General features: G+C 68.0%; 18 protein-coding genes. 7 read left to right on the forward strand and 11 right to left on the reverse strand.

Annotation, left to right across the window (positions count from 1 at the left end):
• The first annotated feature begins 73 nt into the window (after positions 1-73).
• Together AB0L57_RS32255 and AB0L57_RS32260 are read left to right on the forward strand one after the other, a co-directional pair.
• The gene (locus AB0L57_RS32255; protein WP_364970462.1) at positions 74-841 is read left to right on the forward strand and encodes an ABC transporter ATP-binding protein; all 768 of its coding nucleotides are present in this window, start codon (positions 74-76) and stop codon (positions 839-841) included.
• On the forward strand, positions 826-2,403 hold the full coding sequence (locus AB0L57_RS32260) for a hypothetical protein (RefSeq protein ID WP_364970465.1): 1,578 nt from the start codon (positions 826-828) through the stop codon (positions 2,401-2,403). Before AB0L57_RS32255 ends, AB0L57_RS32260 begins: the two co-directional genes overlap by 16 nt.
• Here the strand turns inward: AB0L57_RS32260 and AB0L57_RS32265 are convergent.
• Positions 2,390-3,508 carry a GDSL-type esterase/lipase family protein gene (locus AB0L57_RS32265; protein ID WP_364970467.1) on the reverse strand — a complete coding sequence of 373 codons (1,119 nt, stop codon included), beginning with the start codon at positions 3,506-3,508 and terminating at the stop codon, positions 2,390-2,392. The genes AB0L57_RS32260 and AB0L57_RS32265 overlap by 14 nt on opposite strands.
• A gap of 104 nt (positions 3,509-3,612) precedes the next feature.
• On the opposite strand from AB0L57_RS32265, the gene AB0L57_RS32270 reads away from it, so the two are divergent.
• Entirely contained in the window at positions 3,613-4,092 is a 480-nt protein-coding gene (locus tag AB0L57_RS32270) for a MarR family transcriptional regulator (protein WP_364970470.1), read from the forward strand.
• 16 nt (positions 4,093-4,108) lie between these two features.
• Here the strand turns inward: AB0L57_RS32270 and AB0L57_RS32275 are convergent, their stop codons facing one another.
• Positions 4,109-4,786 carry a hypothetical protein gene (locus AB0L57_RS32275; RefSeq protein ID WP_364970472.1) on the reverse strand — a complete coding sequence of 226 codons (678 nt, stop codon included), beginning with the start codon at positions 4,784-4,786 and terminating at the stop codon, positions 4,109-4,111.
• A gap of 380 nt (positions 4,787-5,166) precedes the next feature.
• Between AB0L57_RS32275 and AB0L57_RS32280 the strand changes: the two genes are divergently transcribed.
• Positions 5,167-6,897, forward strand: a complete 1,731-nt coding sequence (locus AB0L57_RS32280) for an MFS transporter (protein ID WP_364970475.1) — start codon at positions 5,167-5,169, stop codon at positions 6,895-6,897.
• 20 nt (positions 6,898-6,917) lie between these two features.
• Here AB0L57_RS32280 and AB0L57_RS32285 read toward each other — a convergent pair whose 3' ends face one another.
• The 7 genes from AB0L57_RS32285 to AB0L57_RS32315 form a co-directional block, all read right to left on the reverse strand.
• On the reverse strand, positions 6,918-7,313 hold the full coding sequence (locus AB0L57_RS32285; protein ID WP_364970477.1) for an NUDIX domain-containing protein: 396 nt from the start codon (positions 7,311-7,313) through the stop codon (positions 6,918-6,920).
• Positions 7,314-7,360: 47 nt separating this feature from the next.
• Positions 7,361-7,957 carry a hypothetical protein gene (locus AB0L57_RS32290; protein ID WP_364970479.1) on the reverse strand — a complete coding sequence of 199 codons (597 nt, stop codon included), beginning with the start codon at positions 7,955-7,957 and terminating at the stop codon, positions 7,361-7,363.
• A 102-nt stretch (positions 7,958-8,059) separates the two neighbouring features.
• Positions 8,060-8,860 (reverse strand): family 1 encapsulin nanocompartment shell protein, encoded by an 801-nt coding sequence (locus AB0L57_RS32295; protein WP_364970482.1) that lies wholly within the window; start codon positions 8,858-8,860, stop codon positions 8,060-8,062.
• On the reverse strand, positions 8,857-9,885 hold the full coding sequence (locus AB0L57_RS32300; RefSeq protein ID WP_364970484.1) for a Dyp-type peroxidase: 1,029 nt from the start codon (positions 9,883-9,885) through the stop codon (positions 8,857-8,859). The genes AB0L57_RS32295 and AB0L57_RS32300 overlap by 4 nt, the downstream gene beginning before the upstream one ends.
• Before the next feature lie 138 nt (positions 9,886-10,023).
• Positions 10,024-10,350 (reverse strand): cupin domain-containing protein, encoded by a 327-nt coding sequence (locus tag AB0L57_RS32305; protein ID WP_364970487.1) that lies wholly within the window; start codon positions 10,348-10,350, stop codon positions 10,024-10,026.
• 127 nt (positions 10,351-10,477) lie between these two features.
• The gene (locus AB0L57_RS32310; RefSeq protein WP_364970490.1) at positions 10,478-10,984 is read right to left on the reverse strand and encodes a dihydrofolate reductase; all 507 of its coding nucleotides are present in this window, start codon (positions 10,982-10,984) and stop codon (positions 10,478-10,480) included.
• A complete protein-coding gene (locus AB0L57_RS32315) occupies positions 10,981-11,787 on the reverse strand; it encodes a thymidylate synthase (RefSeq protein ID WP_364970513.1) in 807 nt (268 codons plus the stop codon). Before AB0L57_RS32315 ends, AB0L57_RS32310 begins: the two co-directional genes overlap by 4 nt.
• Before the next feature lie 179 nt (positions 11,788-11,966).
• Between AB0L57_RS32315 and cobF the strand changes: the two genes are divergently transcribed.
• From cobF to AB0L57_RS32330, 3 genes are all read left to right on the forward strand, one after another.
• Complete coding sequence (gene cobF, locus AB0L57_RS32320) at positions 11,967-12,725, forward strand: precorrin-6A synthase (deacetylating) (RefSeq protein WP_364970493.1); 759 nt, start codon at positions 11,967-11,969, stop codon at positions 12,723-12,725.
• 124 nt (positions 12,726-12,849) lie between these two features.
• Complete coding sequence (locus AB0L57_RS32325) at positions 12,850-13,809, forward strand: hypothetical protein (RefSeq protein ID WP_364970496.1); 960 nt, start codon at positions 12,850-12,852, stop codon at positions 13,807-13,809.
• A 56-nt stretch (positions 13,810-13,865) separates the two neighbouring features.
• Positions 13,866-14,732, forward strand: a complete 867-nt coding sequence (locus AB0L57_RS32330; protein ID WP_364970500.1) for a DNA-formamidopyrimidine glycosylase family protein — start codon at positions 13,866-13,868, stop codon at positions 14,730-14,732.
• A 1-nt stretch (position 14,733) separates the two neighbouring features.
• On the opposite strand, the gene AB0L57_RS32335 is transcribed toward AB0L57_RS32330, so the two are convergent.
• Both AB0L57_RS32335 and AB0L57_RS32340 read right to left on the reverse strand, forming a co-directional pair.
• Positions 14,734-16,239 carry a carboxylesterase/lipase family protein gene (locus AB0L57_RS32335; RefSeq protein WP_364970502.1) on the reverse strand — a complete coding sequence of 502 codons (1,506 nt, stop codon included), beginning with the start codon at positions 16,237-16,239 and terminating at the stop codon, positions 14,734-14,736.
• A gap of 16 nt (positions 16,240-16,255) precedes the next feature.
• Entirely contained in the window at positions 16,256-16,501 is a 246-nt protein-coding gene (locus AB0L57_RS32340; protein WP_364970505.1) for a DUF2630 family protein, read from the reverse strand.
• Between the last annotated feature and the right edge of the window lie 20 nt (positions 16,502-16,521).

A 16,521-nucleotide genomic window follows, 5' to 3' on the forward strand; every position in this document is an offset into this window, starting at 1 on the left:
TCGAGCGGTTGCGCCGCTCGGTGAACTGGCGCATTGTCACGGGAGCGGGCCACGGGTCCGCGGAGGAGGGGATATGGAAGCCGGTGGTACGCCCGCTCTGCAATTGAGCGGACTCTACAAACGATTCGGCGGGCCGTGGGTGGTCGACGGGGTGAGCCTGGTCGTCCCGCCGGGGTCGTTCTTCGGCCTGGTCGGCCCGAACGGGGCGGGTAAGACGACGACGCTGTCGATGGCGGTCGGGCTGCTGCGGCCCGACGCCGGACAGGCGCACATCTTCGGTGCCGATGTGTGGGCGGATCCGTTGCGCGCCAAGACGATTGTCGGGGTGCTCCCGGACGGGCTGGCGCTGCCGGAGCGGCTCACCGGGCGCGAATTGCTCACCTACACAGGTCTGTTGCGCGGTATGCCGCCGGCCACCGTGGCCGAGCGGGCGCAGGAGTTGCTGGCCGTACTCGAACTCGCCGGTGCCGAGAACACGCTCGTCGTGGACTATTCGGCCGGTATGCGCAAGAAGATCGGTCTCGCGACGGCACTGTTGCACGCACCGAAACTGCTCGTGCTCGACGAACCCTTCGAGGCGGTGGATCCGGTGTCGGCCAGCACGATTCGCACCATCCTGCAGCGCTTCGTCGGCGGTGGTGGTGCGGTGGTGCTGTCCAGTCATGTGATGGCCCTGGTGGAGAATCTCTGCGATCACCTCGCGGTGATCGACAAAGGCCGGGTGGTGGCCGCCGGATCGGTGGCCGAGGTCCGCGGTGACGGCAGTCTGGAGGATGCCTTCGTCCGCCTGGTGGGCGGCCGCATCGGGGGCGACGAGGGACTGTCGTGGTTGGCGTCCTGATCCGGATGCGCTGGCGGCTCACCGCCCGCGCGATGAGCAACGGCCGTGCGGCGGTGGGCTTCTGGCTGGGCCTGGTCTTCGGACTCCTGGCCGCCGCGATGACGGTCGCGCTGATGGCATCGGCCGGGCACGGCTGGGATGCCCGCGGTGCGATCAATGTCGCGGCCACCCTGTATGCGGTGTGGACCCTGGGCTGGTTGTGCGGTCCGGTCCTGCTCGGCAGCAGCGACGAGACCCTGCAACCGGAACACTTCCGGCTGCTGCCGGTGAGCAGCCGGCAGCTGTCGATCGGCCTGGCGGCGGTCGCCGTGACCGGTCCCGCCGGTGCCGTCAATCTGATCGCGTTCGGTGGTCTGGTGGCGCTGGCCAGCCAATTGGGCGCGCTGCCAACCGTATTCGCCGTCTTCGGCACGGTGCTGCAGCTGGCGTTCGTGGTGCTGCTGTCCCGGGTCGTTCTGGCCTGGATCGGCGCGGCCATGCGGTCGCGGCGCGGTCGCGATCTGGGCGTGCTGCTCGCGGGCCTCACCGGTCTGGCCTACTACCCGCTGCAACTGTTGCTGACCTACCTGGGCCCACGCCTGGAACATGTCTCGCCCGGTCTGGGCATCACGCTGCGCGCACTGCCGTCGGGCTGGGCGCCGTACGCGGTGCAGGCCGCCGCCGAAGGGCGCTGGTGGTACGGCCTGCTCGCCCTGGCCGGACTCACCGCCCTGGTGGCGCTGCTGTGGCAGATCTGGGCCGTCCTGCTGCGCCGCCGCCTCACCACGACCGAGGCACCCGCCGGACCGGTTCGCGCACAAGCGGGTTCGGGCAGGCTCGAGCGGTTGGTTCCGCCGACTCCGGTCGGCGCCGTGGTACTCAAGGAGTTGCGCACATGGTGGCGCGACGGCCGGCGACGCGCGACGTTGCTGCCACTGATCCTCATCGGCGTGGTGCTGCCGATCTTCCTGGGACTGCAGAACGCCGGTGCCACACTGCCGTTCGCGGGTGCCTTCGTGGTGTGGATGGCCGCGATGGCCTGTGCCAACATGTTCGCCTTCGACGGCACCGCGCTCTGGCACACCCTCGTGATCCCCGGCGCCGTGCGCTCGGACGTGCGCGGCCGGATGATCGCCTGGTTGCTGGTGGTGAGTCCACTGGCGGTGGTGCTGACCCTCGTCATGCCCGGTGTGGCCGGCCAGGCGCGGCTGTACCCCTGGGTGGTCTCGATTCTGCCGGTGCTGCTGGGCGTCGGCGTGGCCGCGGCGATCTTCCAGTCCGTGTACGCCGCGTATCCCCTGCCGCAGCAACGCGGTAACCCGTTCGCGAGCAACACCGGCAATCCGGGATGCACCCGGGCGCTGATGCAGCTGGCAGTCGGATTCGGCCAGCTCCTGGTCGGCCTCCCGGCGTACGGCCTGCTCGCACTCGGCACATTCCTGCACAACGCGCTGATCCAGTGGTGTGCTCTGCCGGTCGGTGTGGCAGTGGGAATCGGAGCGGCGGTGCTGTCCGCGCGCCTGGTCGAGAATCGGGTGCAGGCGCGCGGACCGGAACTACTGGCCGAGATCACACCCCGCTGAGCGGCAGTCGCATGGTCCGGGCCATGATCTGCGCCCCGGTGTCGTTGAGGTGCAGGCCGTCGCCGCTGTCGAGATCCGGGCGGATGTGGTCCGGCCGCTCCGGATCCGCCACCGCTGTCGCCACATCGAAGACCGCATCGAAAACTGTTGTGCCGCGCAACCAGTGGTTGACCTCGTTGCGCACGGGCAACGCGGGCGCGGCGTTCACCTCGGGATAGATCACGCCCGCGAACGGCCCGATCGTATTCGCGTAGATCGGAAGTCCCGCGGCGTGCGCCCGTGCGGCGAGTTCGGTGTACCCCGCGATCAGATCGTCCGCCGTGGCCGTCTCGCCCAGTCCGAGATCGTTGATGCCGAGGTTGATCACCACATGGGTGACCCCGGGCACCGCGAGTACATCACGGTCGAAGCGTCCCAGCGCGTGTTCGCCGACCTCGTCGGTGAGCAACTGGTTCCCGCTGATGCCCTGATTGACCACCCAGCCCCGGGACAGTAGTGAGTTCAGCGCGTCCACCGAGCGGCGGTTCGCGCCCACGGTCGTTCCCGCACCGTCGAACCAGGAATCCCCGAACGCCACCACCACCGGTGTCCCGACCGCGCCGAGGACATCCACGCCGGTGACGTAGAAGCGCGACGATACCTCCTCGGCCCCGGGCAGTTCGAGATCCGCGGTCCGGTCGCCCACGGCGACGTAGGAGATCTCCATGGCCTGATGGGAGAAGGTGGCCAGGCCGGTGGGGCCGGGCAGATACATGCTCAGCAGGAGATCCTCTCCGGCGGCGACCGCGAGATCGACGGTGTCGCTGATCAATTCGCCACCTGCCGGAATGCTCACGTGATCCGCGCCGCCGAAGCGCACCACGGTGTCGGTCTCGGCGATCGGGGTGGCGCCGGTCTTGCGCAGCGCGATGCGGGCCGCGCCGATCGCCAGCGCATCCCGTCCGTAGCGGTTGCTCAACCGGATGCGCAGCCGCTGTCCGCCGCCGGCCATGTGCAGCACCTGCCGCACCGTCCGATCCTCGAATCCACGCGGCTCGGTCAACTGGAACTGCTCGTAGGGGCTGATGATCGCGGAGCGGAATCCGGCGAGCCAGGTGCTGTTCATGACATCTCCATTTAGTTGATATGAGGAATATCCCCGCAGCAATAATATGCAAAATGTTCCTCACGTCAACTATCCGCGCGGCAACAGCACGGTAGGCTGATCGGGTGGACCAGACCGACGCCGATGTCTTCGACGACCCCCGCCTCACCGATATCGGGATCCTGTTCGAGGCGACCAACGGGATCCAGCGCAAACTCGAAGCCATCTGGTCCGACCACGGCATATCCGTTCTGGACTTCGCCGCCCTCATGCGCCTGAGCCGCTCACCCGGCCGGCGGCTGCGGATGACCGACCTGGCCGATCAGACCCAGTTGTCCACCAGCGGCGTGACCCGGCTGGTGGACCGGCTCGAGCGCAACGGATTCGCCCGCCGCGTACCCGATCCCGCCGACCGGCGCAGCTCCTACGCCGCGCTGACCGCCGCCGGTGCGACTCGGGTGGCGAAGGTGCTGCCGGAGTATCTGAAGGTCGTCGACACCTGGTTCTACGGCTCGCTGACACCCGAGCAGTGCGAGGCCATGATCGCCGGTCTCCGCCGCATTCGAGATGCCACCTTCCCCGAGGCGGGGCGGGTCACGGACTGACGATTCGTCCGCGCGGTCAGCCGATCGAGAATCCGTATCCGACGATGCCCGGTCGCGAGTCGAGGTCCGACAGGATTCCGTCGATGCCGGAGAAGAGGGTGTCGATGCCCGATGAGAGCGAGGACAGATCGATCGCGGATGTCAGTCCCACCAGGGCGTGGTCGATGTAGGCGGGCCCACCCGAATCGCCCCACAGTGATGTGTTCGTGGCGTGGATGACGTTGTTCGTCGTCTCGTTCACGGTGCCCTGTGTCGTGCGGGTGGTGGTGCCGAACTTGGTCAGCGGCCCGGCGGCGGGGTTGGTGCCGAGTGTGGTGATCGTGGCCCCGCCGGGGATCATCTTGTCGGTGCGGATATCCGGATCGAGCTGGATGATCGCCCAGTCGGTGGAGGAATCCGATTGCAGCAGAGCCCAGTTGCTCGTCCACGACGCATAGTGCCCGATCTTGATCGGTCCCACGAACACGTCGGATCCCGGGATCAGCATGCAATGCCCGGCGGTGAGCGCCACGGTGTTGCCCGCCGCATCGTGCCCGGTCGTGGCGATGGTGCACGGCAGCGGCGACAGGATTGCGGTACCCGGTCCCACGGTGATGAGATCCGCGGACTGGGCGTCGGCGGTGTCGGCTTCATATCCGACCGGCGCTCCGAACATCGCCAGGGCGGTGAGGCTTCCGGCAATCAGCCTCTTCATCTTCGCTCCTTCGATGGAAGGGCACGGATTGTCCGGCTGTCCGACTCTCGGATGATCGCAACGAGCCGTACAGCGAGATCGACCTGTTCGTCGTCCCTCGTTTCCAGTATGCGCAGAAGCCCAGGCAACCCGCACGCGGTCGAGTCCGTCGCCCGCACTCCGAGGTGGCTCCCGACCGGAACCGGGCGGTGTATCGCGGCGATTGTCATCGGTTAAAACTCGCTGTGAGCTGGTCTTATACGGTCTCGGTCGGTGCCGGGCCGACCCCGCTCATCGGCCTTCTCGTCGCTGAGAGCGGCCTGTCCGTTATATGTGTCTTGGTAGACTCAACCGATACCAGTTACTTCCCAGCGACATAGGGTCGACGACGGGAGCGGCGCATGGCTGACCACGCTCGAACAGGCGTTGAGCCCGAGTCGACCGGGACGTACATTCCGCCGGTCGCCCCCCAGCGCCGGATGATGATCGCGGTCTTGGCGCTGGCGGTGGCCATGGTGACCATGGACGGCACCATCGTCGGCGTCTCGCTGCCGTCGATCATCGACGACCTGGACCTCGATTTCACCCAGGCGCAATGGGTCCTGTGCGTGTATCCGCTGCTGATCGCGGTGTTGCTGATCGTGCTGAGCCGGATGGGTGACCGATTCGGCCGACGCATGACGCTCATCGCGGGGGTTGTGCTCTTCGTCGTCGGCAGCATCATCGCCGCCGCCGCCGATACCCCCGGTCCCTTGGTCTGGGGCCGGATCGTGCAGGGAGTGGGTGCCGCCGCGGTGCTGGCCGGATCGCTGTCGGTGATGCTGACGGCCTTGCGGGGACGTCACCGTGCGGTGGCATTCACGGTCTGGGGGATCGCGATCGCGGCGAGCGCGGTCGTCGGCGCACTGCTGGGCGGGTGGTTCACCCACTCGTTCACCTGGCCGTGGATCTTCCTGATCAATGTGCCGATCGGCATCGTGGTGCTGATCGGCAGCCGAGTACTTCCCGAAACCCGGATCGGCGCAGCGGCATCCGGACCGGACGTGGACGGCTGGCTTCTGGCCACCGCCGGTTTCGCACTGACGATCTACGCCCTCGTCGAGGCGCAACGGTACGGCTGGGGCAAGCCGCAGCTGCAATTCACCGTCCTCGGACTGAAATGGTCGATGAACTCGTCGACGTCTCCGTTGCCTCTGATTCTCGTCATCGGGGTATTCCTGCTGGTGCTGTTCGTATTCTGGGAACGACACCGGGTGAAGGTGGAACATGCCGCGCTGGTGGACTTCTCGCGGTTGGGTGAACCCCGGCACTGGGGTGACGCCGCGATGTTCCTGGTGGCCTTCGCGCAGTTCGGCCTGCTGTTCGCGCTGCCGTTGTATCTGGTGAACAGTCTCGGATTGTCCACGCTGCGCAGCGGTTTCGTCGTGGCGGCGCTGACCGGTGGGGCCCTGGTGGCGGGCCTGCTGAGTCTCGGCCCGGCGCGGCCGCTGCATCCGGTGTGGCGGGTGCGGGTCGGGCTGGCGATCGCGATGATCACGATCTTGGTGACCGCCTTCGCCCTGACGGCGACCACATCGGCCTGGGTGCCGGCGATACTGCTCACCTGTTACGGCATCGGAATCGGCTTCGCGACCCCACCACTGACCGGACGGCTCTCGATCGCCGCACCCCGCAGTTCCTCGGACGCGGGGTCGGCGACCGTGCTGACCGCGCGCTGTGCGGGTGCCGCGCTCGGGGTGGCGGTGCTCGGCGGCACGCTGTCGATCGCACTCGGCCACTTCCTGCCCGACCGGCTCGGCACCGTCGGTGGGCTGGTCCCCGGCGCCGCCGATGCCGTGGCCGAGGCGACCCGCGACTCGGCGGGCGGTGCGATCGGCGGTCTGCGCGCCGGGCACGCACCCGGCGTGGTCACCGATGCGCTGGCCGCGGGATTCGCCGACGCCACCCGCGTGGCCCTGCTCGGCGCGGCGATCGCATTACTGCTGGCCTTCCTCGCGGCCACTCGAATTCCCCTGGAACCGAAGCGGGATGCGAGTGCGGTGCCCGACGATGCGGTACCGGCGCCCGCCGCCGGCATCGCCGAACCGGATACGGGGGCCGAACCGGTCGAATCCGATTCCGGCCGGAGCTAGCGGACCGGCACCGGTATTCCTCAGTCGATGAGCCCGAGTTCGGCCAGATGACGGAACACCAGCATCGAGCCGGGGGCCACCTGCGGCATCGCCGCGTACTCGGCCACCGTGAAATAGCGCAGTTCGGCGATCTCGCTGCTCGGGGTGGGTTCACCGGTGAGTTCGGCGGTGAAACACGTCATGTGCAGGGCGGTGCCGGGAGTATGCCCGTAGGCCTCGCACTCGAAGATCCCGAGTTCGTCGTGCGCCGTCACATCCACGCCGAGTTCCTCCCGGACCTCGCGATACAGCGCCTGCGTCGGCGACTCACCGGGATCGATCTTCCCGCCGGCCATGTAGAACACATCCTTGCCGGCCGAACGTGCCTGCAGCAGACGGCGATCACGCACATGCGCCAGGGCGGCGGTACGAATCATGGACGACACCTTCACATCGCGGTCGGATTCGTGCGGACGAAAGCTTGTCACCGGGCGGCGGGCGCCAGTTTCCAATGATCGTGCAGCGCCGTCGCGATCTCGGGCAGCAGCGTCACCGGAATGCGCTTGTCCCGCAGGATGCGCCGGATCTCGGCGACCTGCTCGCGTTTGCGCTGCTCGTAGGCGTTCGACACCGGATGCCGGACCGGCGGGATGTTCAACAGCACCAGCTCGGAGTGCTGCTCGTCGCCACCGGACAGATCCAGGGCCAGCGACCAGCGAGCCTGCTCGTCGAGGGCGAAACGTCCGGCCACCACCCGATCCCATTCCAGCCGGGATTCCGCCCACGGGGTGCGGCGGTAGATCGCGCGATCGGTGAGTACCACGGCGTCACGGCCGAACAATGCCACCAGCAGTGCGGTCGCCACGACCGCACCCACCAGCAGCGCCGGGAAGATACGTGGCCATCCGAACAGGGCGGCCGCCGCAGCACAGATCACCACAACCGACAGCGCCGCGAGCGAGGCGTAGGCGACGGTCCGGCGGCCGGTCACGACGCCCGCCCGTACCTGCCGCGGCGGATCCTCGGTTCGGGGGGCGGTCTCGGATCGTTCGTCCGGCGTGGGCTGCCCCTCGTCGCTCATGCTCTGTCCCTCCGCACCCGCCGACATGTCGCGTCCACGGTACCGATTCCGAGACCTTTGTCCATCTGCTCTCGGAATGCGGAGGCGGCGGGTGCGCGGTGCTCAGCCGGCCAGTGGGACCGCGGCCTCGGCGGTGTAGACCAGGAAGGTCAGGCTCTCCTGGAAGTACAGCTGCACCGTGTCGGCATCGTGGGACAGATAGCCGATCGACAGATCCTGGCCCAGTTGCAGGTCGAAGTCGCCGCCGCGCGTGGTGAGCACGAACGCGCCGTCGATCGCGGGCGCCCAGATGATCTGGCCGTCCGGAATCAGCCGCTCGATATGTGTGCGGATCGGATAGCCGTGGTCGGAGGTCTCGCTGACCGCGGTGTACAGCTCGGCGCTCAACAGCACCGAATAGGGACCGTCCACACCGGCCAGCCGCAGTTCACTGAGTGCCTGGGACAGCGCCTCGGGAATCAGCCGGGTCTCACTCGGCACGGCGACCGGAGCGTTCGAGGAGGCCGCCCGGATACCGGTGATGCCCGCCGCCGGGTAGCCCTCGAAGACCGCACGATCCTCGGCGAACGCGATCTTCCTGGCGGCGTCCTTGACCGCGTCCAGATCTGCGTCCTGCGCGCCCCGCTCGACGTTGTCGAGCTCCTCGCGAGACAGTGTGAAGGGCACCCGCAGCTCCACCAGCGGTGCGACCAGGCGCTGTCGTGCCTGAACGTCTCGATCCGGGGCATCGATGACGGTGGTGCGGCCCAACCCGACCGCGGAGTAGTCGGTGCCGTGCGGACCGGACAGATCCACCACCCGGCGACCGGCGATATGCCGCCGGAAGGTCCGCGTCGCCTCCTCCTCGATGGCCGACCACGCTTCGGAAGTGATCGGCGCGAGCTCGCGGTGCAGATTGTTCATAGCGGGATCCTTTTCAACGTGCCGATACCGAGGGAGCCGTCGCCGGTCGGCGCGGCCGCGGGCAGCTCGGTGGCTGCCGTGGACTCCCGGTCCTGATCGGGGGCATCCGGGAGGTTGTCGAAGAACCCGGCGGGCGGGGTGAACAACAGGGTGCCGGTGATCGCGGTGGAGAAATCGAGGATGCGGTCGTAGGACGCCTGGTCGCTGCCGACGAACATCCGGATGAGCATGCGTTCGGTGACCTCCGGAGTGGCCGCGTACGCGATGTAGTACGTGCCGAATTCCCCTTCGCGCACACTGCCGAAGGGCATGTTGGCGCGCAGGATCTGCCGCTCGGTGCCGTCGGGATCGATGAGAGTGTTCACCGCGACATGGGAATTCGCGGGCTTGTCCTCGTCGGACAGTTCCAGATCCTCGAGTTTCGTGCGGCCGATGACCAGCTGCTGCTCCTCGACCGTCAGCGCATTCCACGCCTGCAGATCGTGCAGATACTTCTGCACGACAACATAACTGCCACCGGCGAATTCGGGATCGTCGTCGCCGATCAGCGCCGCGGCCACGGCATCGGAACCCTCGGGATTCTCGGTGCCGTCGACGAATCCGAGCAGATCCCGCTGCTCGAAATACCGGAACCCGACGGTCTCGTCGACGATCGTCGCCGCACCACTCAGGCGCGAACCGATCGCCATGGCCAGCTCGAAGCAGGCATCCGGCGTATCGCTCTTGAGGTGGAACAGCAGATCGCCCGGGGTGGCCGGTGCTTCATGACGGGCGCCGACGTAGCCCGGGAATTCGTGCAGCTCAGCGGGTTTCGGACCGGCGAAAAGCCGATCCCACGCGGCGGAACCGATACTGGTGACGCAGGTCAGGTGCGCATCCGGAACCCGGAAGCCGACCGACCGTCGCAATCCCGCGAGATCGGCGAGCAGATCGCGTACCGCCGGCTCGCCCCCCTCGTCGATGGTCACGACGAGGAAGGTCGCGGCGCGCGATAGCGGATCGAGGATCGGCTGCGGCTCACCCATGATCAACAGGGTACGGTCCGCGGCCGACAATCCGTGCACACGGTCGGCGATCCGCGGTGCGCCGACACCGCTACCACCGGCGTGCGGCCTGCCACGATGCCCTGGCGAGGCCGGTTTCACCCGCCCGGGCGAGCGGGCTCATTTCGCGACGGTCAGCAGGAATACCGCGTCGTCGATCGCCTTCACGCTGTGCCGTGCCGAGGGGATCACCAGCAGATCTCCCGGCGATCCCTTCCACTCGTTGGTGCCGCTGATCAGGATCAGGGTCCCGGTGAGGACCTGCAGTGTGGCCTCGCTCTGGGTTTCGTGTTCGGCCAGGCTCTGCCCGGCGGTCAGCGCGATCACGGTCTGGCGCAGGCTGTGGGTGTGGCCACCGTAGATGGTCTGCGAACTACGTCCACTCGAGGCGGATGCGGCTGTCTTCAGCTGCTGGCGAGCCACCGCCGTCAGCGATTTCTTGTCCATGATCTGCCTCTCGCGGTTCCCGGCATCGGGCTGTGTCACAGGCTGGATATCGCTGAGTATGCCGGACCCATCTCGCGCGTTCGGGCGTTTCGCCGATGCGATTCGGGTTCGATACCCGCCGCGGCGATCAGCGGGCGACGGCGGGCGCGCTGTCGCGAGCGAAGCGCCGGATGCGGTAGCGCAATCCCGAGCGGGACACCTGCCAGGGTGCGTCCTCGACCGTCCAGTCACCGTCGATCGCGGGCGCGTACACGTCGCCGGCGATATCGGCGTCGATATCGGTCACCATCAGATCTGTCGCGTAATCCATTGCCTCGCGGTAGATTTCGCCGCCGCCCATGATCCAGACGGTATCGGCCGCGGCCAGTGCGATCGCGCCGGAGATCGACTCGGCGCGCTCGGCGCCGGGAGCCGACCAGTCCGCCTGCCGGGTGATCACGATATTGCGCCGCCCCGGCAGGGGCCGGAATTTGGCGGGCAGCGAATCCCAGGTGCGCCGGCCCATCAGGACCGGATGGTCCGCGGTGACGGTCCGGAAATGCGCCATGTCCTCGGGCACCCGCCACGGGATGGCGTTGTCGACGCCGATCACTCCGGCCGGTGTCTGCGCCCAGATCAGTCCCACCCGGCTCATACGGCCACCGGAGCCTTGATCGCCGGATGATGGCGGTAGTCCACGATCTCCACATCCTCGTACGCGTAATCGAACAGGCTGGGCGCGGGCCGCAGATGCAACCGCGGGAACGCATACGGTGCGCGGCTCAGCTGTTCGCGCACCTGCTCGACGTGATTGTCGTAGATGTGACAGTCGCCGCCGGTCCAGATGAAGTCACCGGGTTCGAGTTCGGTCTGCTGCGCCACCATGTGGGTCAGCAGCGCGTAACTGGCGATATTGAACGGCACCCCGAGGAACAGATCGGCACTGCGCTGATACAGCTGGCACGAGAGTCTGCCGTCGGCCACGTGGAACTGGAAGAACGCGTGGCACGGCGCCAGCGCCATCTTGTCCAGTTCCGCCACATTCCACGCGGACACCATGATGCGCCGCGAATCCGGATCGGTGCGCAGGGTGTGCAGCACCTGCGAGATCTGATCGATGTGGTTGCCGTCGGGAGTGGGCCAGCTGCGCCACTGCACGCCGTAGACCGGGCCGAGATCACCCATGTGATCGGCCCACTCGTCCCAGATGGTGACGCCGTGCTCGTGCAACCACTCGACATTGGAATCGCCGCGCAGGAACCACAGCAGTTCGTACACGATCGACTTCAGATGGACCCGTTTCGTGGTGACCAGGGGGAATCCGGCCGACAGGTCGTAGCGCAGCTGGTGCCCGAAGACCGATCGTGTGCCCGTACCGGTGCGATCCGCCTTGGGAGTCCCGTGCTCGAGGACCAGCCGCAGCAGATCCTCGTACTGGCTGTCCGTCTTCCCGGACATGGCGCCGCCGGTGGGGTGCGCACCGGAAGCTGTGGGATCGATGGGTGCGCTGTCCATGACTGGCAGCTTAGTCGCGGGCCACGCGGCGCGACTCGGCCACGGTGATCCGCGGGGTACCGATCCCGGGCGAGGGGATCCCGGTCGCAGGTCGCCGGGCAGACGCCAATAGCTTGATCATCGTGCGAAAGCTCTATGTGATCGGAATCGGCGCCGGTGATCGGCGGCAGCTGACGGTGCAGGCGATCGAGGCGATCCGCGAGGCCGACACCTTCTTCGTCATCGGCAAGGGCGAGGTGAAGCGGGAGCTGACCGAGGTTCGCGCGGCCATGCTCGACGCGTACGCGAGTCCCGGGCATCGAGTGGTCGAGATCGCCGATCCGCCTCGCGACCGCGTCGGCGACGACGCCGGTGACTATCGCGAGGTGGTCGCCGACTGGCATCGGCGCCGCGCCGAACTGCTCGGGGCGGCGTTCGACACCACGACCGGGGTCGGCGCCATTCTGGTCTGGGGCGATCCCGCTCTCTACGACAGCACGCTGCGGATGGTCGGGCACGTCCGTACCGCCGGGGCCGAGTTCGACTGCACGGTGATTCCGGGGGTCACCAGCGTGCAGGCCCTGGCCGCCGCACATCGGGTCGTTCTGCACGAGATCGGCGAGCCCGTGCACATCACCACCGGACGTCGCCTGCGCGCCGAGGGCGCCGCCGCCGACGGGTCGACGGTGGTGATGCTCGACGGCGAATGCTCGTTCGCGCGGATTCCCGCCGGGGATCTGCACATCTGGTGGGGCGCCAATCTCGGCCTGCCGGATCAGACGCTGATCGAGGGCCCGCTGCGCGAGGTGGCGGATTCCATCGAGCGCCGACGCGAGGAACTGCGCGCCGCCAAGGGCTGGGTCTTCGACATCTACTTACTCCGCAGGACGGCACAGCGATGATGTGAACCCGCCACCTGAACGGACCTTTCGGACGCCTTCGGAAAATATTCGCCGCAATGTGATCCGCACCACCAGCCGGTGCGAATGACTGTCATCGAATCGGTATCCGACTGGGAGGTTGTTCATGGCAGGGCGGCATTCTGCGGCATCGGGGCAGTGGTACAAACGCGGCGGATCTCTACTCGTGATCAGCGCATTGCCGCTGAGTATGGCGCTATGGCAGTCGGCCGCCGCGGGAGCGGAGGCGCCGGACGCGCCCGCCGCACAGCCCGGTGTCTCACCGCTGGATGACGCGCTGGCCACCGCCAACCAGGTGATGTCGGCACCGAATCCACTCGACGCCGCGGCTCAGGCGCTGTCGCGTGCCACGCCGTCGGCGCCGTGGCAGTTCCAGCCGGCGTCGGCCGCGGATCCGGCGGTCGCGCCGATCGACGATGTCGCACCGGCCCCGGCCGCCGCTCCGGCACCGAATCCCGTGGCTTCCGCCGGGGTCACCTCGGGCCGCAACATCGTCGGCGGGACTCGTGCGGTCCCCGATCTCGCCGCACCCGCCGCGGTCGACCCGAGCGCGCTGCACATGCCCGACCTCGCGCACATGGCCCCGGCCGTCGCGCCGATCAAGGCGCCCGACAACACGATCCGGATCGGCTCGGTCCAGACGCAGCGGCCCGATTTCATCGATCCGCAGCTGACCGCGCAGATCAACGATTCGGCGGCACAGAGCGAGGCGGGACTGGCCCAGGGGCTGGACTCGGTCGGTTTCGCGCCGTCGCGTTCGGATCGCATCGCCGCGGACACCCTCGGCGGCGCCGTGATCGGCTCCAGTGTCGGCAACATCGTCAGCAGCCCCATCGCGTCCACCAGCGCGGTGATCGGCGGGGTCGCGGGCCTGGTGGCCGGTATTCCGTTCCTGCCCGCGGGCCTGGTGGTGATGCCGCTCGTCGGCGCGGCCATCGGTTACGCGGTGATCGCGGCACCCGCGGCCGCCGCCGGTGCCGCGATCGGCGCCGGAGTCGGTGCGATCGAGGGCGCGGTCGTGCCGGGTGTCGCCACCCCGCCGCAGCCGGGCCCGGCCGCGGTGTGATCCTCCGCGATTCGCGGTACGGCGGAGTTGTCGGCGCACGCCGGTAAGCTGCTGGAGTGCCCGAGTTGCCGGAGATCATGGCGCTCGAACAGTTCCTGGTCGAGCACGCCGTCGGCGCGGTCGTCGGGCGGGTGGATGTCGCGGCACTGAGTGTGCTCAAGACATTCGACCCGCCGGCGACCGCGCTGTCCGGCCGCGATGTCACCGGTGCGGCGCACTGGGGTAAGCATCTCGGCCTGAATTGCGACGGTCTCTGGCTGATCACCCATCTGTCTCGCGGCGGCTGGCTGCGCTGGATCGACGAGCCCGGCGCGGCACCGCCGAAACCGGGTAAAGGCCCGCTGGCGTTGCGCGTCCACTTCTTCACCCGCGAGGGCGCCACCCCCGCCTTCGATCTCACCGAGGCCGGAACCAAGAAACGGCTCGCGGTCTGGATCACCGAGGAACCGCGGTCCGTGCCGAGTATCGCCCGCCTCGGCCCCGACGCACTCGCGATCTCCGAGGACCGGTTCGCCGAACTGCTCGCCGGCACCTCGCAGCGATTGAAGACGGTATTGGCCGACCAGACCGTCCTGGCCGGTATCGGCAATGCTTACTCCGACGAAATCCTCCATGCGGCAAGGCTTTCCCCGTTCGCGACCGCATCCGCCCTGAGCGCGGACAAGGTCGCCGATCTGTACCGGGCGATGCGCGAGATCCTCACCGACGCGATCACCCGATCCGTCGGCCAGGACGCGGCCCGGCTCAAGGGGGAGAAGCGCTCGGGAATGCGGGTGCACGCGCGGACCGGGCTGCCGTGCCCGGTGTGCGGTGACACGGTGCGCGAGGTCGCCTACGCCGACAAATCCTTCCAGTACTGCCCGACCTGTCAGACCGGCGGCAAGATCCTCGCCGACCGGCGCATGTCCAGGCTGCTGAAATAGATCAGACCAGCGCCGGAACTCGAACTCCATGCCAGGCAAGGCGTCTGGTCCGATCGGGATCGACCTCGATCCGAGCCGGGCTGTCGATGATCCGGGTGTTGCGACGTTGCTCGGTGTACTGCGGCCAGGATGGCAACGGCTGCCCCTTCTTGGCGAATTCCAGCCAGTTGTCCTGGAATTCGCGCTGCACCGCCAGGAAGTCGCGGTATCCACCCGCCGCGCCCAGTCCGCGGCCGATGACGCTGTCGACGCCACCGAACACCGGAATCAGATCGAGCGCGTGGGTGGCGCCGAATCCCGCCAATTGCACTGCGCGCGGGGCGAAGTCGAGCCGGTAGGCATAGGTCGGAGCGTGCCGGCTGTGGCCTTCCAGCACCTCGATGGTGGGCCGCCAGAAGACGAAGTCGCCACCCATACGCACCGCGACCCGGCGGTCCGGATAGCCGGGATAGGCCGCCACGACGCGCTTTTCGAGATCGGCGTCGCCGCAGCGTGCCAGCGCCACGTGCAACTGCTCCGGTGTGGTGGGCAGACTGCGATCGAAGCGTTTGAACAGCGTCGCCTCGTTGCGGTTGGTGCCGATGATCAGCGGGACGGCATGCGCGTGCCCGCCCGCGATGGCATCGATCGGATCCCGGGGCAGGAAATCGCCGTCGACGACCGGTGCGGCGGGAAAGCTCCCCGGCTGCTGCCACAGCACCTCGCCGATCGCACGATCGGCGGCCTTGCGGATCTCGTTGGCGCCGGCCGTGGTCAGCGCCTGAACGGCCCGATCCGGTGTGGCGCCGAGATTGTCCACGCAGCGCCGGGCGAAACTACGCGCCTCCGCCGCGGTCATCGACCAGTCCGCCGGTGCGCTCTGAGCGATCGCGCGATGGAACAGCCCGGCCGCGGCGGGGGTGGCCAGCAGGCTCACCACCGCATGCGCTCCGGCCGATTCGCCGAAGATCGTGACATTGTTCGGGTCACCGCCGAAGGCCGCGATATTGCGCTGCACCCATTCCAGTGCCGCGACCTGATCGCGCAGACCCAGATTGGAATCGAAAGACCTTTCCGGGGTGGCGAATTCGCTGAAATCGACGTACCCGAAGGCGCCGAGCCGGTAATTGAACGACACCACGACCACATCGCCGCGCAGTGCGAGCCTGCCACCCGAGTACAGCCGCAGCGCCGACGTGCCCAGCACATAGCCACCGCCGTGGATGAAGACCATGACCGGACGCGGTGCGGCGGCCGGGGCCAGCGGTGCGGTGACATTGAGAGTCAGGCAGTCCTCGCTGGTGGGCTGCGGCCCGCGTGGCCCGATCCGAGCGCCGTCGCGCTGCTGCATCGCGGCGAAGCCGTATTCGGTGGCCTCCCGCACCCCCGACCACGGCTCGACCGGCTGCGGGGCACGGAATCGCAGGTCACCGACCGCTGGCGCGGCATACGGAATGGACCGCCACTGAGCGATCCGACGCCGGCGGAGACCGCGGACAACGCCGTCGGCGGTCGAGATGTCAACCATCACCCGATGGTAACCGTTACTGCAGGTACCCTTCGACCTGCTTGACGGGGTTGGCCTGGGCCTCGTCCGGGTTCGTCCCCTGGTCGAGCCGGGCTCGGCGCTGTCGCAGCAGATCCCAGCACTGATCGAGCATCACCTCGAGATCGGCCAGTTTCGCGCGTTCGGCCTCGGGGTCGAGGTCTCCGCTCGTGGTCTTGGACCGCAGCTGATGTTCCTGCTTCACCAGGTCCTGGATATGGGCGAGGATGTCGCGTTCGGTCATGAGAGCCATGGTACGACCGG

The organism is Nocardia sp. NPDC052254, assembly GCF_040679495.1.
Classification (GTDB): Bacteria; Actinomycetota; Actinomycetes; order Mycobacteriales; family Mycobacteriaceae; genus Nocardia.